We start from the raw sequence: 18,887 nt of genomic DNA on the forward strand, positions 1-18,887 counted from the left end.
ACGATAAGCGAGTTTACTTTTATGGCAGAAACAACCTTTACCCTTTGGCGGCAGCGCCTTGGCTATGGCATCGCCGACCTCTCCTGCAACCTTGTGTGGCAGATGATCTCTCTTTATCTGATGTTCTTTTACACCGACGTGATGGGCCTGCCCGCTTATTACGTTGGCCTGATGTTCCTCGTGACGCGCCTGGTGGACGGCGTTGCCGACGTGCTTATGGGGCTGGTTATCGACAATACCGCCACCCGCTGGGGGCGCTGCCGTCCGTATCTGCTGATTGGCGCGATCCCCTTCGGACTGCTGTGTATTCTGGCCTTTTACGTGCCTGATTTTGGCACCACCGGTAAGCTGATCTACGCTTTTGTCACCTATCTGTGTCTGTCGTTTCTCTATACCCTCGTTAATATTCCATTCTGCGCCATGCTGCCGTTTCTGACGAACGACTCGCGGGAGCGCACGACGCTGTCGGCGGTGCGCATTCTGCTCGGCTCGCTCGGCGCGACTATTGTCGCGGTCGCCACTCTGCCGCTGGTTGGCGCGCTGGGGAAAGGCAATCAGGAGCACGGCTTCTTCTATACGGCGGTGGTTTTCGGCGTTATTGCCACCTTTTTTCTGCTGGTGAGCTTCCGGAACGTTAAGGAAAATATCAGCATTACTCAGGAGCGCATGACCTTAAAACGCGCCTGGGTCAGCCTGCGCGCCAACCGTCCATGGTTCGTCTTCGCCATCAATATTTTCCTGATGTGGGGCGCGTTTTTCTTCCAGACCGGGGCGCTGGTCTACTTCTTCCATTATTACGTCGGTAATAACGATCTCACGGCGATCGTCGCCGGGATCTCCACCTTCGTTCCTCTGCTGGGTACCCTCACCGTTCCGCTGCTCGCCAGCCGGATGAAAAAGCGCCACGTCTATCTGGTCGCCAGCGCGATCAACCTGGTCGGCATGGGCATGATGATGGCGGCAGGCGTTAACAGCTGGGGTCTGGTTGCCGGAGCGGTCGTACTCTCGCTTGGCGCCGGACAGCGCACGGCAATTTACTTCTCTATGCAAGCCGATCCGGTGGATTACGGAGTATGGAAAACCGGCATCAATACCGCCGGCATTTTGACCTCTATCAACGGCTTTCTTGGCAAGGTGGCGATGGCGGGCGCGGGAGCCATTACCGGGGTCCTGCTCTCATCCGGCGGTTATATCGCTAACCAGACGCAAAGCGACGGCGCGATGCTGGCGATAAAAGCCTGCTACCTCTATATCCCGGCGCTGCTGATTGTGGCTTCAATGCTGTGGATTGGTCGCTTCTACCGACTCGACGATCAGTACGAGCAGATCCGCGCCGACCTTGACGCTGGACGCCGTGCGCCGTCGAACCCATCGTCCGTTGCTGGAGAAAACCACGCCCTGTAAGGCGCAGCACCCCCTACATACCTCTGAAAAAATAAGGATTGATATGCGTATCTCTTTGATTAGCGCAGCGGTTTGCTGCGCCCTTTTTTCGGCTTACGGCGCGAGTGCGGCCCCGCTCACCGTCGAACAACGGCTAGCGCAGCTGGAGGCCCGGCTTAATCATGCGGAGCAGGAGGCCGGAGAGGCCAAACGTCGGGCGCAGCAGGCGGAGCTGCGCACCAGCGCCGCGGAACAACGCGCGGCGGCAGCGGAAAAGCAGGTGCAGACCCTCAGTCAGCGCACCGCAGCGACCGAGCAAAAGCAGCAGGCTGCTGACAAACAGCTGGCGAAAAGCAGCCTCAGCGATGGCTTCGAGTTCAACGCCTACGCGCGCTCCGGGATGCTGGTTGACAGCCATGGTAAAGGCGCGCGCGGCGGCCCGGGTGTCTCCCCGGCCAGTTCGCTCAACGGCGATGCCCACGTTGGCCGTCTCGGCAACGAGAAAGATAACTACGTGGAGCTCAGCTTCGGCAAAAAAATGACCTTCAGCGACGGGTCATGGGCGCACTTTAAAACCATGCTTGCCGACGGGGCAACCAACCCGGATCCATGGGTACAGGATAACGACAGCCACCACCTGAACGTGCGTCAGCTGTACGTCGAGATGGGCAATTTCGCCGATTTTTCCGGGCCGTTCAGGAGCGCTTCCATCTGGGCGGGCAAGCGTTTCGACCGCGATAATTTCGATATCCACTTTACCGATAGCGATATTATGTTCCTCGGCGGTACCGGCGGCGGGATCAATGACGTGAAGTGGGGTGATACGCTGCGCGGCGATTACTCGGTCTATGCGCGTAACTTCGGCGATCTGGGTAGCGATAACTACCAGGATAACGATATACAGAACCTGATGTTCACCGCCAATCACTTCTGGAACAACTGGCAGCTGATGACCACGGCGATGACCGCCCAGGGCAATGATGACCTGAAAGATAATACCTCGACCACCGGCAGTTACGCTCTGCGCAGCGATAATACGGCGAAAAACGGCTACTACGCGATGCTGGCGTATCACGACAAACAGCAATTCTATGGCCTCGCGCCGGGCGTATCGGAGAGCGCCCTGCAGTACGGCGGCGGGCTGGGCGCCGAGGCGCGCCAGCCCGGCAGCGATGGCGATCTTACCGAGAATGCTAAGTCCCTGCGATTTGCGTCCTACGGCATTTTGCCGTTGGGGAAAAACTGGCAGCTTGCACCATCGGTTATCGCCCAGCATAGCGAAGATCGCTACCGCGATGGCGACCGCTACGATTGGGCAACCTTTAACCTACGGGTTTCCCAGGGCATCACCCGCAACTTCGCCCTGCTATACGAGGCGTCCTGGCAATATATGGACCTGAATCCCAACGGCCGAACCTATCGCTACGACAGCGGCGTGCATCAATACCAGGCGGTGAGCGGCGATTTTTACAAGCTGACCTTCGCCCCGACGTTCAAAGTGGGCGATGTGTTTGATATCAAAGCGAGGCCGGAGATACGTTTCTTTGTCACGTGGATGAATTGGGATAAAGACCTGGATCGTTATGCGATCAACGATGATTTCGGCAGTAAAGGCTTTACCGCCGGAGGAAACTGGAACTTTGGCGTGCAGACGGAGATTTGGTTTTAATAAAGTAGCCCGTCCGGGGCAAACGCCTGGACGGGTTTATTTAAATACACGTTGTCACTTTGTCACTATGCCAGTTCTGTATGAAGTAAAATAAACTAATAAAATAAAAACCATAACAGGCTATAAAGATAAAGGTTGTTTTTATAATTCCAATAAGTGACTTTCTTTTTTTCTCAACGATGAGAAGATCGTGAAACCTTTCTTGCTGTTGTTGTGGTGTTAAATTATTAAGTATTTTATTTTTTATATCATCGTGAATCTTTTTAAACGTTCGCTTTTCACCTGGAAAGCTACCGTGTAGAAGAAACAAAAAAATAAAGAAAAGCATAACGAAAGCCAATATCTGAATACTGGGATCAGTTACTCCCCAGCATCCAAGGGTAGCAATAAACAACCAGATACCATGAGTGTTTGCTCGCGCTCTAAACCTATCAATATGAGCGCTGTATTTCTCGATTTCTTTCAAAATAGAATCGTTGGTTTCCATACGTAATACTCTCCTTTTAAAGGCTCCGGTTACGAAAGAGGGCAAACTCTGCCATTTTCCTTGCGAAGGATAACCTTTCAAATAACCTTCAACAAGTTGATAATCAATGGATTGCCCTGAAGCAATAAAAGCAGCTTTCTGGATGCGCCGGTAGGATGACGTCGTTTCGTTTCCCAGCTTTTAACCAGCTCATAGCTAACGCCAACGGCGGCGGCGAAGTCCTGCTGTTTTAAACCTGTGGCTTCACGTATCGCTTTCACATCAACTTCGCTGAAGGTATGAACGTGGTGCACCTTCGGCGTTTGCTCACCCTTCTCAATCCTGACCATTTCTTCTGCACTAGCCAGCAGATCGGCAAACAATTCGTCTTTCATACACACCTCAGTTGGCTCTCTGGCGCTATCGATGTTTCGTTCATTAATAGCTCAGCCTCACTTTATGTTTATTGGCTAGTTTAATAACTCAGCAACCTGCCTTAACATCTTTTTCTGCTCCTGGCTTAACTCATCCTGTTCATTTTTAGGATAGATGAGCGCCAGGTAGATTCTTCCCTTTATCGTTACATTATAGTAAATCACCCGCACGCCGCCGCGCTTTCCCGTTCCGGGACGACTCCAGCGGATTTTACGAAAACCTCCGGTTCCCGAAATGGTGTCACCTGCCTCAGGATCATTGATCAGGATTTCCTGAAAGGCCCGAAATTCATCATCCGGTAACAGCGCCTGGCGTCGTTTACTGAAGCCTTGTAGTTCAATAAAAGTAAACATCTCATTCCCTGATGTCCTTACGACTTATCAGACAAAATACATGTACAGGGTACATTAATCAAGAGGTTTTATGTACCTTGTACATGGTGTCGCGTTTGCCCACGACAAGATGTATCGCTCATGACTTCGCTTCAGTGCCCCCTCTCCCGGGGGCGGCGCACAGCGCCTGCCCGGGCTACCGGACCACAGACCGCTGAGAACGCGTAGCCCGGACAGATGCGCAGCATCGCCTCCGGGAATGCTAATCGCCTCCGGGAAAGAAACCGGGTTACATGCTATAACCCGGTTTTTTAATCAGCTGTTCCATCTGCGGGGCGATTTCGCTGTCCCACACCTGTTGCCAGTCGCTCTCTTTAATTTCATTCAGGGCCACGCTCACCGAGCGCTCTTTGCTGTTGAGATGGCGAATCACCACCTCGGTAATATCGGCGGCCAGCGCCGCTTTTTGTTCATCATTCAGGTCGCGGGGAAAACATTTAATATCAATATGCGGCATAGCAGGCTCCTTTATTGTCAGGATGATAAAGCTAGCATAACCCGCATCATCTGGATCGCTTTTTGTGCTTTAAATCAGCTCGTTGCGGCGAAGAACGGCTTCGAGTTTGGGATGGCGATACACCGCATCCGCCACGGCGACGAATTTTGGCGTTTGCGCCGCAAACCACTCCCGTCGCGGGCCCCAGGCACACATTGCCGCAATATAGCAGTCCAGCAGAGTTATTTCCGCCCCCAGCGCATACGGCGCGGCGGCAAGCTGCTCCTCCAGCCACTGATAAAGCGATTTGCGATAGCTGATGCAGCTTTCCCGCAGCTGCTCTGGCGCATCGGCGGTCCAGCGCTCCGGGTAATCCGCAAAGGTAAAGGTGGGATAAACGTTCGCCACCAGCCAGATGAGCAGACGCTGAAAGGCATGCCGCTGCGGCGATCCCGGCGCCGGAGCCAGATCCGGTCGCACGTCGAGGATCATCAGAGCAATCGCCGCGGATTCGGTCATCACGCTGCCATCTTCAAGCGTGAGGGTCGGCACCTGACACAGCGGGTTAATCAGCTTGAGACGGTCGCGCTGCGGGCCCGGTTGGTCAAAGCCCTCAACGTTGACAAAATGGTACGGGATATCGGCCAGCGTCAGCATCAGTTCGCTTATCGTTGAGCCCCAGCCGGGTACGCCATAGACGGTGATCATATTCTGCGCCCTCAAGAAATTTGCCGCCCGTGAACAGAGCGGCGACGGGTTTAGCAGCCTTGCAGTATAGGTTTGATTGAGCAATATCGCTATGGAGTCTCCCTCGCTCAGGCTAAACCACAGCGCTACGCCGACTCGCGCGCCACAAGGTGAAAGCCAATATCAATAATCGCGTCCCCTTCTTCGCCGCCTTCTATGCGGTCGGCAAGCAGCGTAGCCGCCTGCTCGCCAATGGCGTGACGGTCGACGCTGACGGTGGTGATCGCCGGACGATTGCTGGCGGCGAAATCCAGATCGCCAAAGCCGATCACCGCCAGATCCTGCGGCACGCGCAGCCCCCGGCTTTCCGCTTCCATAATCGCTCCCTGGGCAAGGGTGTCGGAACTGCAGACGATAACGTCAAACTCGCCATCGGCGAGCAGTTCGGCCAGACCGCGTCGCCCCAGCGCCAGCGATGCCGGAAGCGGCACCTCGACCTGCGGGGCAACGTTAATTCCACTTTTGGCCAGCCGGGCCAGGAGCCCCTGCTTTCGCAACGTCGCGCGCGCATCGCCTGCCCACAGCAGTCCCGGGCGACGGTAGCCTTTTTCCAGCAAATATTCGCCAATGGTTTCACCGACTTTTTCATGCGAAAAACCAACCAGCATATCCAGCGGCGTCGGGGTGAGATCCCAGATTTCCACCACCGGCGTGGCGGCGTTGAGGATCGTCCTCTTTAACGCCGGAGCGTGCTGAATACCGGTCAACACCACGCCATCCGGACGCCGGGAGAGTAAGGTTGCTACCAGCTCGGCTTCGGTCTGACGGCTATAGCCCGCCACGCACAGCAGCATATGATAGCCGCGCGCCGCCAGGGTATCGCTCAGCGCCTGGATGGTATCGACAAACATATTGTTATTAATTTGCGGCACCACCACCGCCACCAGTTTGCTGCGCCTGGAGGCAAGGCCGCCGGCCAGCGCGTTGGGGATATAACCCGTGGCCTGCACCGCCTGCATCACTTTCTCTACCGTTTTTGGCCTTACCAGCTGCGGCGTATTCAGCGCCCGACTGACCGTCATCGACGACAATCCGGCGCTGCGGGCCACATCATCCAGCGTCGGCGCGCGCGTCGGTTTTCTGCTTTTCACGACTAAGCCCCTGTGTTGAGTCGTTTCCTGTGGCCATTATTGATGATGGTCCAGGCAATTGCCAGCGCCCGTCCGTACATCCCTAATAGAATCAACGACCTGCCGAATTAAATGTTATCGCTATCATTATGATTTGTGAGTTTTCACAAACCTTTTTGGAACGTGAACTGCGCTGCATAATTTTACCCTTTATAACCGCTAATTGTGATCGTTTGTACAAATTAAAATCACTGTCGTAGCACCAGGATAATTTCAGGATTAAAAATGTTAGCGCAAACATTTTATTACCAAAAGGGAACTCACTATGACCTCGAGCGCTAATTCCGACTCCGTGACCTACGCCAAAGCTTCCGGCGTCAAAACCGCCGCTGAAACCGGCGACCGCATTGAACATGTCAAACTGTCGCTGGCCTTTCTGCCGCTGGCCACCCCCGTCAGCGATGCAAAGGTTCTGACCGGTCGGCAAAAACCGCTGACCGAAGTAGCGATCGTTATCGCGGAAATCCGCTCCCGGGACGGCTTTGAAGGCGTTGGCTTCAGCTATTCCAAACGCGCGGGCGGCCAGGGCATTTACGCCCACGCCACGGAGATTGCCGATAATCTGCTCGGCGAAGACCCGAATGATATCGACAAGATCTACACCAAACTGCTGTGGGCCGGCGCATCCGTTGGCCGCAGCGGCATGGCGGTGCAGGCAATCTCCCCTATCGATATTGCGCTGTGGGATATGAAAGCCAAACGCGCCGGGCTACCGCTGGCGAAACTGCTCGGTTCGCATCGCGATTCCGTGCAGTGTTACAACACCTCCGGCGGCTTCCTGCATACCCCGCTGGAGCAGGTGTTGAAAAACGTGGCTATCTCACGCGAGAACGGGATTGGTGGGATAAAACTGAAAGTCGGTCAGCCGAATACCGCTGAGGATATTCGCCGTCTGACGGCAGTACGCGAAGTCCTGGGCGATGACTTCCCGCTGATGGTGGACGCCAACCAGCAGTGGGACCGTGAAACCGCTATCCGCATGGGGCGCAAAATGGAGCAGTTCAATCTGATCTGGATTGAAGAGCCCCTTGACGCCTACGATGTGGAAGGCCACGCACAGCTCGCCGCCGCGCTGGATACGCCGATTGCCACCGGCGAGATGCTGACCAGCTTCCGCGAACATGAGCAGCTGATCCTCGGCAACGCCAGCGACTTCGTGCAGCCCGATGCGCCGCGCGTCGGCGGCATCTCCCCGTTCCTGAAGATTATGGATCTGGCGGCGAAGCACGGTCGCAAGCTGGCCCCGCACTTCGCGATGGAGGTACACCTGCATCTCGCCGCCGCCTACCCGCTCGAGCCCTGGCTGGAGCACTTCGAGTGGCTGAACCCGCTGTTTAACGAACAGCTGGAACTGCGCGACGGGCGGATGTGGGTTTCCGAACGCCACGGTCTGGGCTTCACCCTGAGCGAACAGGCCCGCCGCTGGACCCAGCAAAGCTGCGAGTTTGGCAAACGCCCTTAACCGAATTCCCCGCATGGCGGCATAAGGACTACAGGCCCCGTAGCCCGGCCAAGGCGCATCAGGCGCCGCCCCCGGGAGAATACCGCATTCTCCCGGAGGCGATGCTGCGCATCTGTCCGGGTTACCGGTCCGCGGACGACTGAAAACCCGTAGCCCTGCCGGGGAAATACCTCTTATTGGCTGTACCCACAATAAACAACCCTGCAAAGGAGTTGAAGATGACTACACCCTTAAAACGCAGCAACGTGCGTTACGGCATATTACTGTTTTTATTTCTGGCTACCGTATTTAATTATGCCGACCGGGCAACGCTGTCCGTTGTCGCGCCTATTATGAGCAAAGAGTTAGGTTTTGATCCCGAGGCGATGGGGCTGGCTTTTTCAGTTTTTGGCATCTCCTACGTCATTATGCAAATACCCGGCGGCTGGCTGCTGGATAAATATGGTTCGCGGCTGGTCTACGGCTGCGCGCTGATTGGCTGGTCAGTCGTCACCATGTTTCAGGGAACGATCTATCTGTTCGCCAGCCCGCTGATTGTACTGGTGATTCTGCGCCTGATGATGGGCGCGATAGAAGCCCCCGCCTTTCCCGCTAACAGCCGTCTGAGCGTACAGTGGTTTCCCAATAAAGAGCGCGGGTTCGTCACTTCGGTCTATCAGGCCGCGCAGTATATTTCCCTGGGGATTATTACGCCGCTAATGACGATTATTCTGCATAATTTAAGCTGGCACTATGTATTTTATTATATTGGCGCTATCGGCGTGGTGCTGGGGATATTCTGGCTGGTAAAAGTAAGAGATCCCTCTCATCATCCAAAAATTAACCAACAGGAGCTCGACTATATTCGCGAAGGCGGCGGCGAGCCGGAATTAGGCACGAAAAAAACGCAGCAGAAATTAACCCTCGCGCAAATCAAAAGCGTCTGCGTCAATCGTATGATGATCGGGGTATATATTGGCCAGTTCTGCGTGACGTCAATCACCTGGTTCTTCCTGACCTGGTTTCCGACCTATCTTTACCAGGCCAAAGGCATGTCGATTCTCAAGGTCGGCTTTGTCGCCAGCATCCCGGCCATTGCCGGATTTATCGGCGGCCTGCTGGGCGGCGTGTTCTCGGACTGGCTGCTGAAACGCGGCTATAGCCTGACGACCGCCCGCAAGTTGCCGGTGATCTGCGGCATGCTGCTCTCCTGCGTCATTGTGGTCGCCAACTACACCACTTCGGAAGTGGTGGTGATCGCCGCCATGAGCCTGGCTTTCTTTGCTAAAGGGTTCGGTAACCTCGGCTGGTGCGTGCTGAGCGACACATCACCCAAGGAGATGCTGGGAATTGCCGGTGGGGTGTTCAATATGTGCGGCAACCTGGCGAGTATTATCACGCCGCTGGTTATCGGCGTGATCCTCGCGAATACTCACTCCTTCGATTACGCCATCCTGTACGTCGGTTCCATGGGCGTACTGGGCCTGTTCTCCTACCTGTTTATCGTCGGGCCGCTGGATCGCTTAACGCTGACCCCGCGCGCCGCCTGATTTAAAACTCTGGCGAGCATTCGCCTCCGCTGTTTCGCATCACACTCCTGCGAAACAGCGGTTTTTTAGTAGGTAATCCCCGGCGGATTCACCTCCGATTGCCTCACCTCTTCGCCCTGCTCACCCCAACGGGCCAGCACTTTCTGATACTCTCCGCGCGCTATCGCGCCATCCAGCGCGGCCTGAAGCGCATAGACCAGTCCGTTACCCTTCCTGGTGGTGGTGGCGACATAAGCCTTTTTCGGCCCCAGCCCGACGACTTTGGTTTTACCGCTGAGCGCCGCTTTGTATGCGGCTACCGACTGCGGCCCAAAAAACACGTCCGCGCGACCGGACTGAATATAGAGATTGCCCGAAGCGTCATCGGTCAGATAGACCGGTAGCGCAGGTTGTCGCCCGGCGGCTTCGTTTTCGGCGTTCCAGCCGAGCAAAATTCGCTCCTGGTTAGTCCCGGACCCGACAATCACTTTTTTACCGGCGAGATCCGCCGGGCCGCTCACGCTGGCGATGTCGCTGGTCGATTTTACGGAAAAGGCCAGCGAATCGACGCGATAGGTCGCAAAATCAAACTTCGCTTTCCGCTGCTCGGTTACCGCAATATTCACCAGCGCCACGTCGTAGCGCCCGGAAGTAATCCCCAACGGCCAGTCCTCCCAGGCGGTGGGCACCAGCTTTAGCTTCAGCCCGAGGCTGCCGGCCAGCAGTCGGGCGATATCCGGGTCGCTGCCGATACGCGTGCGGTTATCGCTGGCCAGTAGCGCCAGCGGCGGCGAGTTGAGCGCTGAAATCGCCACCGTTAAAGTACCCGGTTCGACGAAGGCGTAATCCGCCGGGATCTTCGCCACCGCCTGCTCATCGCGGGTTACCGGCAGCGGCTGCTCGTTGGCGCGCAGGTCGATAGCCGCCTGCGATGCCGCAGATAAAGAGAGTAACGCCAGGGTCAAAAATCCGTTTCTCATGCCGCTAATACCCTCGATAAAAACTGCTGCGTACGCGGGTGCTGCGGATGGTTCAGCACATCGTCGCTGCTGCCCTGCTCGACTATCTTGCCGTCGACCATAAACACCACCCGATCCGCCACCTCTTTCGCAAAGCCAATTTCGTGGGTGACCACGACCAGCGTGGTGCCGGAGCGCGCCAGCTTTTTAATCACATCCAGCACTTCCCCCACCAGCTCCGGGTCAAGCGCGGAGGTGGGTTCATCAAACAGCATCACTCGCGGGTTAAGCGCCAGCGCCCGGGCAATGGCGATGCGCTGCTGCTGACCGCCGGACAGGTGCCGCGACCAGGCGTCGGCTTTATTGCGTAGTCCAACTACGTCCAGCAGTTCGTACGCCCGCGCGATAGCCTCCTTACGGGTCGCCTGTTTATGGGCGATGGGGGCTTCAATCAGGTTTTCCAGCACCGTCAGGTGCGGGAACAGGTTGAAGTTTTGAAACACGTAGCCAACGTTGATCCGCTGGCGAAGGATCTCCTTCTCTTTCAGTTCGTAGAGCTTGTCGCCTTTACGGCGATAACCGATATAGTCGCCATCGATCTGAATAAAGCCTTCATCAACGCGCTCCAGATGATTGATCGCCCGCAGTAGCGTCGATTTTCCCGAACCGGACGGCCCGAGGATCACCGTCACCGTACCGGGTGCTATTTCCAGCGATACATCGTCCAGCGCTTTATGGCGGCCAAAGTATTTGCTGACGCCGGTAATGGAGATATGACCGTTACGAGAGTTGAGCATGGGCGGACTCCTGCGGTTGGGGACGATGAACGGTTTCAACAACGCGACGGCTGCTGCGGGCGCTATTGACCGCCGAGCGGCGCTCGCTGCGGGCCAGGCCGCGCTCGACCAGATACTGAATCAGCGACAGCACGCTGGTGATCGCCAGGTACCAGGCGGCGCCGACCATCAGCAGGGGGATCACTTCCTGGGTGCGGTTATAGATCATCTGGATGGTGTAAAACAGCTCCGGCATCGCCAGCACGTAAACCATCGCCGTCCCCTTGGCGAGGCTGATAATTTCGTTAAAACCCGCCGGTAAAATGGTGCGCAGCGCCTGCGGCAGGATAATGCGCAGCGTGCGGCGGCTGGCCGGAAGCCCCAGCGCCGCCGCCGCTTCATACTGCCCGTGATCGACCCCGAGGAAACCACCGCGAATAATTTCGGCGGTGTAGGCGCTTTGTACCAGGGTCAGCCCGACAACGGCGGTAGAAAACTGCCCCAGCACGCTAATGGTCTCAAAGCTGGCCCAGCGAATAGCGGTGAACGGAATGCCGATCGACAGGGTGTCGTAGAGATAAGAGAAGTTGTAGAGAATAATCAGCACCACGATCAGCGGCAGCGAGCGAAACAACCAGATATAGCCCCAGGCAAGGCTGCTCAGCAGCCATGAACTGGAGAGTCGCGCCAGCGCCAGCAGTCCGCCGAAGATAACGCTGAGCGCCGTCGCCAGCAGGGTCAACAGCAGTGTCTGCCCAAGGCCTTCGAGGATCACCGGGTCAAAGAACCAGCGGGCAAAGACGCCCCACTCCCAGCGCGGGTTAAAGGCAACTGATTGAATCACCACCGCCAGCACCAGCAGCGCCAGCACCGCGCCCACTGCCCGCAGCGGATAGCGCGCGGGGACAACCTTAATCGTTTCCTGAGTATGCATATTGGCTCCTTAAGCGCTCTGGCTCAGCGCGCTGACCGCCAGCGCTTTCGTAAAGCGCAGCCGACCATCGAACGGCGGCAAACTGTACTCTTCCGGATCGCGGTTGAGGTCAAACTGCGCCTCGTAGCCCTGGCTCAGATAGAGCCGCACCGCTTCCGGCTGACGAAAACCGGTCGTCAAAAAGATATGGCTGTAGCCCGCCAGCAGCGCCCGACGTTCCAGCTCCTGCACCACTTTCGCCGCCAGCCCCTGCTGGCGCAGACGACGATGGGTCCAGATCCGTTTGATTTCTGCCGTATGGGCATCTTTCGGTTTATACGCGCCGGTAGCGATAATTTCCCCCTCCCGCTCCAGCACGATAAATAGCCCCTGCGGCGCCAGATACCATTCAGTCAGCTCGACTTCGGCATCGCGGGAAAAGTAGTCGCCGTAGCGCGCGGCGTACTCTCCGAACAGGCCCTCAATAATCGGCTGCAGCTCCGGCGCTTCCGGAGAGACATCGCGGAATAGATCGCTCATCATGCCTCCTGTTAATCGCCGAGTCCGGCCGGGTTAATTTCCGATTGCGGGATGCTCTCCACGCCTTCGCCCCAGCGACTCAGCACCTTCGCGTAATCGCCGCTGCGGATAGCGCCGTTCAGCGCCGTCTGTACCGGTTCAACCAGACCGCTGCCTTTTTTCACCGTCACGGCGATATGCGCCGCCTTCGGCCAGCCGCCGTCAACGCTGCCCACCAGCCTGGTTTTGCCGGTCAGCGCCGCTTTCCACGCGCCGATTACGTTCGGGCCGAAGAAGGCGTCGGCTCGCCCGGACTGCAGCGCCAGGGTCTGGGCGGCGTCGTCTTTGGTGTAGACCGGCGTAAACGGCTTCAGCCCCTTCTTGAGATTCTCGGCGTTCCACGCCAACAAAATCGCTTCCTGGTTGGTGCCGGAGCCGACGATAATCCGCAGCCCGGCAATATCTTCGGCTTTTTCAATTTTGCTCAGCGGACTGGTGCTCTTGACGTAAAAACCCAGCGAATCTTTGCGGTAGGTGGCGAAATCAAACTTCTCTTTGCGCTCTTTGGTCACAGTGATATTGCTGACCGCCGCATCATATTTGCCGGAGGCGACGCCGAGCGGCCAGTCTTCCCACGAGGTGGGCACCACGTTTAGCTCCAGCCCGAGGCTGTCGGCCACCAGGCGGGCGATATCCACCTCGCTGCCGAGCAGGGTTTTGTTATCATCAGAAAACACGGTCAGCGGCGGCGAATTCAGCGCGGCGACCGCGACGGTCAGCTTACCCGGCACCGCCAGGTGGAGACCCTTCGGCAGTTGGGCGATAGCCTGCGGATTTTTTGCCGTGTGAATCGGCGTTTTGTTGGCTTCGAGGCTCACGCCGGTGCCGTTGATCGTGACGTTCTGCGCCCAGGATGACGCGCTCACGGCCAGCGCCAGCGCCAGTAATAGCGATTTTTTCTGCGTTTTCTGCATAGCGGGTGTTCTCTATTATTGTTTTTGGAATTGATTGACGGGCTCTGCCAGCCCTAAACTTTCGCGCAGCGTGGTGCCGGGATATTCTTCACGGAATAATCCACGCTGCTGCAGGATCGGTACCACCTGGTCCACAAAGCGCGGGAAGGTATCCGGCGTACCGCCCTGGATAATAAAACCGTCCGCCGCGCGCTGTTCAAACCACTGCTGTAGCCCATCTGCCACCTCTGCGGCGGTTCCGGCAAAACGCGGTCGCGGGCTGGCTGCCTCCAGCGCGACCTGGCGCAGGGTCAGGCCGCGTTCGCGGGCGTTGCGTTTAATCTCATCGGTGGTGCTGCGAAAGCTGTTCTGCCCGAGGTCGCCGATATCCGGGAACGCCTCATCCAGCGGATATTGGGCGAAATCGTGATGCTCAAAATAGCGGCCGAGATAATTCAGCGCGTCCTCAATCGATACCAGCGCGGCGGTGGTCTGGTATTGCTGTTCCACATCGTCGGCGCTATCGCCAACGATCACGCTGACGCCCTGGAAAATGTGTAGTTCGCTCTCCCGGCGGCCGTACGCGTCGAGCTGGCTTTTGACGTCGCGATAAAAGGCCTGCGCTTCCGCCAGCGATTCCTGATGGGTAAAAATAGCGTCGGCATGGCTGGCGGCTAATTTTTTACCGTCTTCGGAAGCGCCCGCCTGAAAGATAATGGGTCGGCCCTGCGGCGTGCGGGCAATATTTAGCGGGCCGGCCACTTTGAAGAAATCACCGTGATGATTAAGCGTATGCAGCTTATTTTTATCAAAGAACTGGCCGCTCTCTTTATTACGAATAAACGCGTCCTGTTCCCATGAATCCCACACGCCTTTAACGACCTGAAGATATTCATCGGCGATGCGGTAGCGCAGCGCATGATCGGGATGCTGCGCCCGGGAGAAGTTTTTCGCTGAGCCTTCGAGCGGCGATGTCACCACGTTCCAGCCAGCGCGTCCTCCGCTCAGATGATCGAGGCTGGCGAACTGGCGAGCGGTGGTAAAGGGCTCGCTGTAGGAGGTCGACAAGGTGCCGACGAGGCCTAAACGCGAGGTTACCGCTGCAAGGGTGGATAATACGGTGAGTGGTTCAAAACGGTTTAAAAAATGCGGGATCGATTTTTCATTAATATATAAGCCATCGGCAACAAAAATAAAATCGAGCTTGCCCTCTTCCGCTTTTAACGCCGTCTGCTTCACGAACTCAAAGTTAATACTGGCGTCGGCCAGCGCGGCCGGATGGCGCCAGGCCGACATATTTCCCGATGCGCCATGTAAGATAGTGCCAATGCGCAGCTGTCGTTGTTCAGACATCGTTAATCCTTAGTCTATGACCCTGAATAATTAAAGTTCTTTCAACGCCTGCTCTGCCAGATCGGCAAAGTAGTGCGCCGCCGGCGCGATTAAGCGCTCATCCGGGTTAAACGCCGGATGGTGAAGACCAAACTCGCTGGCGCTGCCGATGCTGACGAACGCGCCGGGAATATGCTGAAGATAAACGGCGAAATCCTCTCCGCCGAGATGGAGATCCGCATGGTGCGTGCGGTAGCCGGATCGATCGGCCACGTGGCTGGCGAAAGCCGCCCAGCGTTCATCATTGACCAGCGCGGTCGGCCCGGCGTACCAGAAGACATCGATCTGCGCGCCGAAGGCGCTGGCGAAGCCGGCGGCAATCTCGCTCACCCGCGCCTTCACCCGCTGCTGGACTTCGCTGCTGTGGGTGCGCAGCGTACCTTCCAGCTCGACGCTTTCCGGCAGGACATTCCACGTATTGCCGCCCTGAATCCGCGTGACGCTCAGCACCACGGAATCGAGGGTGTTCACTTCGCGGCTGGCGACGCTTTGCAGCAGGGTCACCAGCTGGCTGGCCAGCAGAATGGCGTCCTTCCCTTCATGAGGCCGGGCGGCGTGAGCGCCTTTGCCGGTCACCTTAAACACAAAGCGATCGACGTTGGCATAAAACGCGCCGCCTCGGGTGGCGAATTCCCCCACCGGCAGCCCCGGTTCATTATGCATACCGAAAATGGCGGAAACGCCCTCCAGCACGCCGGCGCGAATCAGGGTTTTCGCGCCGCCGAAGCTCTCCTCCGCCGGCTGGAACAGAATGCGGACGCGTCCCGCCAGCTGCGCTTCGCGTTGTTTCAGCAGTAAGGCCGCGCCAAGGATCACGCTGGTATGAATATCATGCCCGCAGGCGTGCATCACGCCGGCATTCAGCGAGCGAAACGGCACGCTGGCCGCCTCTTCGATAGGCAGCGCATCAATATCGGCACGCAGGGCAATCACCTTATTGCCGCTCCCAACCTCGGCAACCGCGCCGGTTTTCAGATCATATGGCAACAGGCTGATGCCGCCGCTTTGTAGCCAGTCGCGAATACGCGCGGTGGTGTCGACCTCCTGCAGCGAAAGTTCCGGATACTGATGCAGCTCGCGCCGCCAGCGAATTAACTGTTCAGCAAGGTTCATGGCTGGACCTCCGCGCTCAGATGCGCCCGGGCCAACAGACGCAGGGAGTTAAGGCGCGCAGCGCCGTCGCTAATGGGCGTGTCGATAATAAATTCGTCGATGTTCCACGCCGACTGCAAGGCATCCAGCTGCGCTTTCACCTGCTCGGGGGTGCCGAACAGCACGGCCGATTCCCGCCGGGCGATACGCGTCGGCCTGCTGCCCGCCTGACGGGCAAAGGCGGCCGCCTGCGCTTCGCTGCCGACGGTCACCCGCTGACCGTTTTCCAGCTCAACGCCCCACGCTTCGACGGATTTTGCCAGCGCCACGGCCGCTGCGGCCTCTTCGGCCACAATAACCTGAACGGCGATAATGGCGTCGCGACGGCTCAGTTCGCGCCAGCGGGTTAACACCTCCCGCAGCAGCTGTTTATCGCCGTTGAGATGGGCGGCGAAGACGAAGTTCCAGTCCAGCTGCGCCGCCAGCTGCGCGCTCTCCAGGCTGGCGCCGAGCAGAAAACCGTCGGCGCGACGCGGCGGGATTGGGGTTGCGCGGACGCTCTCTTCACCATCGGTTTCGGTCAGCGACAGCCAGTTGTCGAGCTGCGCCAGCTGGTCGGCAAAACTCCCCTTTTGCTGGAGATTAAGTCCCTGCTGCAACGCGCGAGTGGAGAGCGGCAGTCCGCCGGGGGCTTTGCCCACGCCCAGATCCACGCGGCCCGGGGCAAGAGAAGCCAGCATATTGAAGTTCTCCGCCACCTTATATGGGCTGTAGTGCTGCAGCATAACGCCGCCGGAGCCAACGCGAATGCTGCGGGTCTGGCCGAGGATCCAGGCAATCGCCAGTTCCGGCGACGGGCTGGCGAGCTGGTCGGTGTTGTGGTGTTCGGCGATCCAGAAACGATGATATCCCCAGGCTTCCGCCTGTTGCGCGAGCGTTAATGTGCGCGCCAGCGCCTGGGCGGCCGTTTCTCCGGCCGCCAGCGGGCTTTTATCCAGGATACTGATTCGATAAGACATTTCGCAGGCTCATGTGAATTAACATGTCTGCATTATTAGAAGCGCCCGCGGCTGGAGAGAAACAATTTATTTACATGTGCTCTGCCGAAAATTAGATATGCGGTGAGGTAAATGTCCCCGGAGGCGATGCCACGTCACGACACATTCCCCGGGTTGCGGCGTAAACGCCTTACCCGGGCTACGAGTTCTAAAAGTGTTACCTATGTTCCCGGTCTGATCTGTCACCTATGTATCCGGTCATACACGGCGCCGCCCCGGAAAAGAGCGCAGAGTGGCAGAATTTCCCGGAGGCGATGCTGCGCATCTGTCCGGGCTACGCGTCCTCAGCAGCCTGCGGCCCGGTAGCCCGGGCAGGCGCTTTGCGCCGCCCCCGGGGAAAGAGCGCAGAGTGGCAGGATTTCCCGGAGGCGATGCTGCGCATCTGTCCGGGCTACGCGTCCTCAGCAGCCTGCGGCCCTGTAGCCCGGGCAGGCGCTTTGCGCCGCCCCCGGGAAAAGAGCGCAGAGTGACAGACTTTCCCGGAGGTGATGCTGCGCATCTGTCCGGGCTACGCGTCCTCAGCAGCCTGCGGCCCGGTAGCCCGGGCAGGCGCTTTGCGCCGCCCACGGAAAAAGAGCGCAGAGTGACAGAATTTCCCGGAGGCGATGCTGCGCATCTGTCCGGGCTACGCGTCCTCAGCAGCCTGCGGCCCTGTAGCCCGGGCAGGGGCTTTGCGCCGCCCCCGGAAAAAGAGCGCAGAGTGACAGGATTTCCCGGAGGCGATGCTGCGCATCTGTTCGGGCTACGCGTCCTCAGCAGTCTGCGGCCCGGTAGCCCGGGCAAGGGCTTTGCGCCGCCCTCCGGAAAAAGAGCGCAGAGTGGCAGAATTTCCCGGAGGCGATGCTGCGCATCTGTCCGGGCTACGCGTCCTGAGCAATCTGCGGGCCTGTAGCCCGGCTAAGCGCAGCGCGAGCCGGGGGATTATCGGCTATTCTGCCGAAGCTCGCGCACCAGCGCCTCGGTCTGCTGCTGGTTGCGTAAGCGCACAAAGCGAATATGTCGATACTGCGGATCCTGCATATCCGCCAGATAGCGGCGGCGATTATTGCGCCAGGTTTTTAGCGTCCAGAGAATAATGGAGTCCCGGCTAAAGAAGGAGCGGCGGAAGGTTTCACAGTTACCGGTGCCAGGCCACAGTTCCTGGCGTCGGCTGGCACGCGATGCCGCGCGCCAGATAGCCTGGCGCATCGTGCGCCAGAAGCTGTAATCCACCCACACCACCAGATCCACGTCGCGCCATTTTACCGGACGACTGCGGTTATAGTTGCCGTCAAGCACCCAGCCTGGCGCGGCGAGCGCGGCGGCCAGCTTAGCGTAGAACTCATCGTCCGGCGTCCCTTGCCACTCGGGCAGCCAGTAGAGCACATCCATTTCGATATAAGGCAGAGACAGTTCCTGAGCCAGCCGACGCGCGAGGGTAGATTTGCCGACGCCGCTGGTCCCTACTACGTTGATTTTCATCGTGGCCTCTCGGGCAAAACGCGGGCGGAAAAGCATAGCGCAATACCGTTAAAACGCTGAGCAAAATTTCCAGGGTGCCGGGGAAGGACTTAAACCTGCCGATCTCATTGATATTTAAGCAAGTGCTGTCGACAAA

Annotated in this window: 18 protein-coding genes and 1 pseudogene; 5 read left to right on the forward strand and 14 right to left on the reverse strand. The window is 57.8% G+C overall.

Features of this window, described 5'->3' with window-relative positions:
* Nucleotides 1-21: 21 nt before the first annotated feature.
* Nucleotides 22-1,404 carry a glycoside-pentoside-hexuronide (GPH):cation symporter gene (locus tag ABLV11_RS02770; protein WP_064370565.1) on the forward strand — a complete coding sequence of 461 codons (1,383 nt, stop codon included), beginning with the start codon at nt 22-24 and terminating at the stop codon, nt 1,402-1,404.
* A gap of 43 nt (nt 1,405-1,447) precedes the next feature.
* Nucleotides 1,448-3,052 carry a carbohydrate porin gene (locus tag ABLV11_RS02775; protein WP_004101886.1) on the forward strand — a complete coding sequence of 535 codons (1,605 nt, stop codon included), beginning with the start codon at nt 1,448-1,450 and terminating at the stop codon, nt 3,050-3,052.
* A gap of 40 nt (nt 3,053-3,092) precedes the next feature.
* On the opposite strand, the gene ABLV11_RS02780 is transcribed toward ABLV11_RS02775, so the two are convergent.
* From ABLV11_RS02780 to ABLV11_RS02805, 6 genes are all read right to left on the reverse strand, one after another.
* Nucleotides 3,093-3,539: a hypothetical protein gene (locus ABLV11_RS02780; RefSeq protein ID WP_064372056.1), complete on the reverse strand. Its 447-nt coding sequence runs from the start codon at nt 3,537-3,539 to the stop codon at nt 3,093-3,095.
* A gap of 77 nt (nt 3,540-3,616) precedes the next feature.
* Nucleotides 3,617-3,913: a NadS family protein gene (gene nadS, locus ABLV11_RS02785; RefSeq protein ID WP_004138143.1), complete on the reverse strand. Its 297-nt coding sequence runs from the start codon at nt 3,911-3,913 to the stop codon at nt 3,617-3,619.
* 75 nt (nt 3,914-3,988) lie between these two features.
* Complete coding sequence (locus ABLV11_RS02790; RefSeq protein WP_014229262.1) at nt 3,989-4,306, reverse strand: type II toxin-antitoxin system RelE/ParE family toxin; 318 nt, start codon at nt 4,304-4,306, stop codon at nt 3,989-3,991.
* A gap of 268 nt (nt 4,307-4,574) precedes the next feature.
* Nucleotides 4,575-4,802: a tautomerase PptA gene (gene pptA / locus ABLV11_RS02795; RefSeq protein ID WP_004101884.1), complete on the reverse strand. Its 228-nt coding sequence runs from the start codon at nt 4,800-4,802 to the stop codon at nt 4,575-4,577.
* A gap of 69 nt (nt 4,803-4,871) precedes the next feature.
* The gene (locus ABLV11_RS02800) at nt 4,872-5,489 is read right to left on the reverse strand and encodes a glutathione S-transferase family protein (RefSeq protein WP_064396074.1); all 618 of its coding nucleotides are present in this window, start codon (nt 5,487-5,489) and stop codon (nt 4,872-4,874) included.
* Nucleotides 5,490-5,614: 125 nt separating this feature from the next.
* Nucleotides 5,615-6,619, reverse strand: a complete 1,005-nt coding sequence (locus ABLV11_RS02805) for a LacI family DNA-binding transcriptional regulator (RefSeq protein WP_134882725.1) — start codon at nt 6,617-6,619, stop codon at nt 5,615-5,617.
* A 304-nt stretch (nt 6,620-6,923) separates the two neighbouring features.
* Between ABLV11_RS02805 and ABLV11_RS02810 the strand changes: the two genes are divergently transcribed.
* The gene (locus ABLV11_RS02810; protein ID WP_134882726.1) at nt 6,924-8,120 is read left to right on the forward strand and encodes an L-talarate/galactarate dehydratase; all 1,197 of its coding nucleotides are present in this window, start codon (nt 6,924-6,926) and stop codon (nt 8,118-8,120) included.
* 218 nt (nt 8,121-8,338) lie between these two features.
* Nucleotides 8,339-9,649, forward strand: coding sequence for an MFS transporter (locus tag ABLV11_RS02815; RefSeq protein WP_004101876.1), 1,311 nt, complete (start codon nt 8,339-8,341; stop codon nt 9,647-9,649).
* Nucleotides 9,650-9,714: 65 nt separating this feature from the next.
* Here the strand turns inward: ABLV11_RS02815 and ABLV11_RS02820 are convergent, their stop codons facing one another.
* The 7 genes and pseudogenes from ABLV11_RS02820 to ABLV11_RS02850 all read right to left on the reverse strand — a co-directional run bounded on the left by ABLV11_RS02820 (nt 9,715) and on the right by ABLV11_RS02850 (nt 17,251).
* Entirely contained in the window at nt 9,715-10,608 is an 894-nt protein-coding gene (locus tag ABLV11_RS02820) for a transporter substrate-binding domain-containing protein (protein ID WP_032746099.1), read from the reverse strand.
* Entirely contained in the window at nt 10,605-11,384 is a 780-nt protein-coding gene (locus ABLV11_RS02825) for an amino acid ABC transporter ATP-binding protein (protein WP_016807838.1), read from the reverse strand. The genes ABLV11_RS02820 and ABLV11_RS02825 overlap by 4 nt, the downstream gene beginning before the upstream one ends.
* Entirely contained in the window at nt 11,368-12,297 is a 930-nt protein-coding gene (locus ABLV11_RS02830; protein ID WP_004101870.1) for an amino acid ABC transporter permease, read from the reverse strand. The genes ABLV11_RS02825 and ABLV11_RS02830 overlap by 17 nt, the downstream gene beginning before the upstream one ends.
* A 9-nt stretch (nt 12,298-12,306) precedes the next feature.
* Nucleotides 12,307-12,816: a GNAT family N-acetyltransferase gene (locus ABLV11_RS02835; protein ID WP_016807839.1), complete on the reverse strand. Its 510-nt coding sequence runs from the start codon at nt 12,814-12,816 to the stop codon at nt 12,307-12,309.
* Between the two features lie 11 nt (nt 12,817-12,827).
* Nucleotides 12,828-15,101, reverse strand: a pseudogene (locus ABLV11_RS02840) (NtaA/DmoA family FMN-dependent monooxygenase).
* Between the two features lie 30 nt (nt 15,102-15,131).
* Nucleotides 15,132-16,253 carry an amidohydrolase gene (locus ABLV11_RS02845; RefSeq protein ID WP_142472182.1) on the reverse strand — a complete coding sequence of 374 codons (1,122 nt, stop codon included), beginning with the start codon at nt 16,251-16,253 and terminating at the stop codon, nt 15,132-15,134.
* Entirely contained in the window at nt 16,250-17,251 is a 1,002-nt protein-coding gene (locus ABLV11_RS02850) for an MsnO8 family LLM class oxidoreductase (RefSeq protein ID WP_224329683.1), read from the reverse strand. Before ABLV11_RS02850 ends, ABLV11_RS02845 begins: the two co-directional genes overlap by 4 nt.
* A 227-nt stretch (nt 17,252-17,478) precedes the next feature.
* Here ABLV11_RS02850 and ABLV11_RS02855 point away from each other — a divergent pair, with 227 nt between their 5' ends.
* Nucleotides 17,479-17,760: a hypothetical protein gene (locus ABLV11_RS02855; RefSeq protein WP_224329681.1), complete on the forward strand. Its 282-nt coding sequence runs from the start codon at nt 17,479-17,481 to the stop codon at nt 17,758-17,760.
* A 451-nt stretch (nt 17,761-18,211) separates the two neighbouring features.
* On the opposite strand, the gene ABLV11_RS02860 is transcribed toward ABLV11_RS02855, so the two are convergent.
* A complete protein-coding gene (locus ABLV11_RS02860; protein WP_023329650.1) occupies nt 18,212-18,751 on the reverse strand; it encodes an AAA family ATPase in 540 nt (179 codons plus the stop codon).
* Between the last annotated feature and the right edge of the window lie 136 nt (nt 18,752-18,887).

This window comes from Klebsiella sp. GW_Kp181 (assembly GCF_040062315.1).
GTDB lineage: Bacteria > Pseudomonadota > Gammaproteobacteria > Enterobacterales > Enterobacteriaceae > Klebsiella > Klebsiella oxytoca.

Coding starts and splice junctions, on each gene's coding strand:
- ABLV11_RS02770 (WP_064370565.1), top strand. CDS start 22: ATGGCAGAAACAACCTTTACCCTTTGGCGGCAGCGCCTTGGCTATGGC.
- ABLV11_RS02775 (WP_004101886.1), top strand. CDS start 1,448: ATGCGTATCTCTTTGATTAGCGCAGCGGTTTGCTGCGCCCTTTTTTCG.
- ABLV11_RS02780 (WP_064372056.1), bottom strand. CDS start 3,539: ATGGAAACCAACGATTCTATTTTGAAAGAAATCGAGAAATACAGCGCT.
- nadS (WP_004138143.1), bottom strand. CDS start 3,913: ATGAAAGACGAATTGTTTGCCGATCTGCTGGCTAGTGCAGAAGAAATG.
- ABLV11_RS02790 (WP_014229262.1), bottom strand. CDS start 4,306: ATGTTTACTTTTATTGAACTACAAGGCTTCAGTAAACGACGCCAGGCG.
- pptA (WP_004101884.1), bottom strand. CDS start 4,802: ATGCCGCATATTGATATTAAATGTTTTCCCCGCGACCTGAATGATGAA.
- ABLV11_RS02800 (WP_064396074.1), bottom strand. CDS start 5,489: ATGATCACCGTCTATGGCGTACCCGGCTGGGGCTCAACGATAAGCGAA.
- ABLV11_RS02810 (WP_134882726.1), top strand. CDS start 6,924: ATGACCTCGAGCGCTAATTCCGACTCCGTGACCTACGCCAAAGCTTCC.
- ABLV11_RS02815 (WP_004101876.1), top strand. CDS start 8,339: ATGACTACACCCTTAAAACGCAGCAACGTGCGTTACGGCATATTACTG.
- ABLV11_RS02820 (WP_032746099.1), bottom strand. CDS start 10,608: ATGAGAAACGGATTTTTGACCCTGGCGTTACTCTCTTTATCTGCGGCA.
- ABLV11_RS02825 (WP_016807838.1), bottom strand. CDS start 11,384: ATGCTCAACTCTCGTAACGGTCATATCTCCATTACCGGCGTCAGCAAA.
- ABLV11_RS02830 (WP_004101870.1), bottom strand. CDS start 12,297: ATGCATACTCAGGAAACGATTAAGGTTGTCCCCGCGCGCTATCCGCTG.
- ABLV11_RS02835 (WP_016807839.1), bottom strand. CDS start 12,816: ATGAGCGATCTATTCCGCGATGTCTCTCCGGAAGCGCCGGAGCTGCAG.
- ABLV11_RS02845 (WP_142472182.1), bottom strand. CDS start 16,253: ATGAACCTTGCTGAACAGTTAATTCGCTGGCGGCGCGAGCTGCATCAG.
- ABLV11_RS02850 (WP_224329683.1), bottom strand. CDS start 17,251: ATGTCTTATCGAATCAGTATCCTGGATAAAAGCCCGCTGGCGGCCGGA.
- ABLV11_RS02855 (WP_224329681.1), top strand. CDS start 17,479: ATGTATCCGGTCATACACGGCGCCGCCCCGGAAAAGAGCGCAGAGTGG.
- ABLV11_RS02860 (WP_023329650.1), bottom strand. CDS start 18,751: ATGAAAATCAACGTAGTAGGGACCAGCGGCGTCGGCAAATCTACCCTC.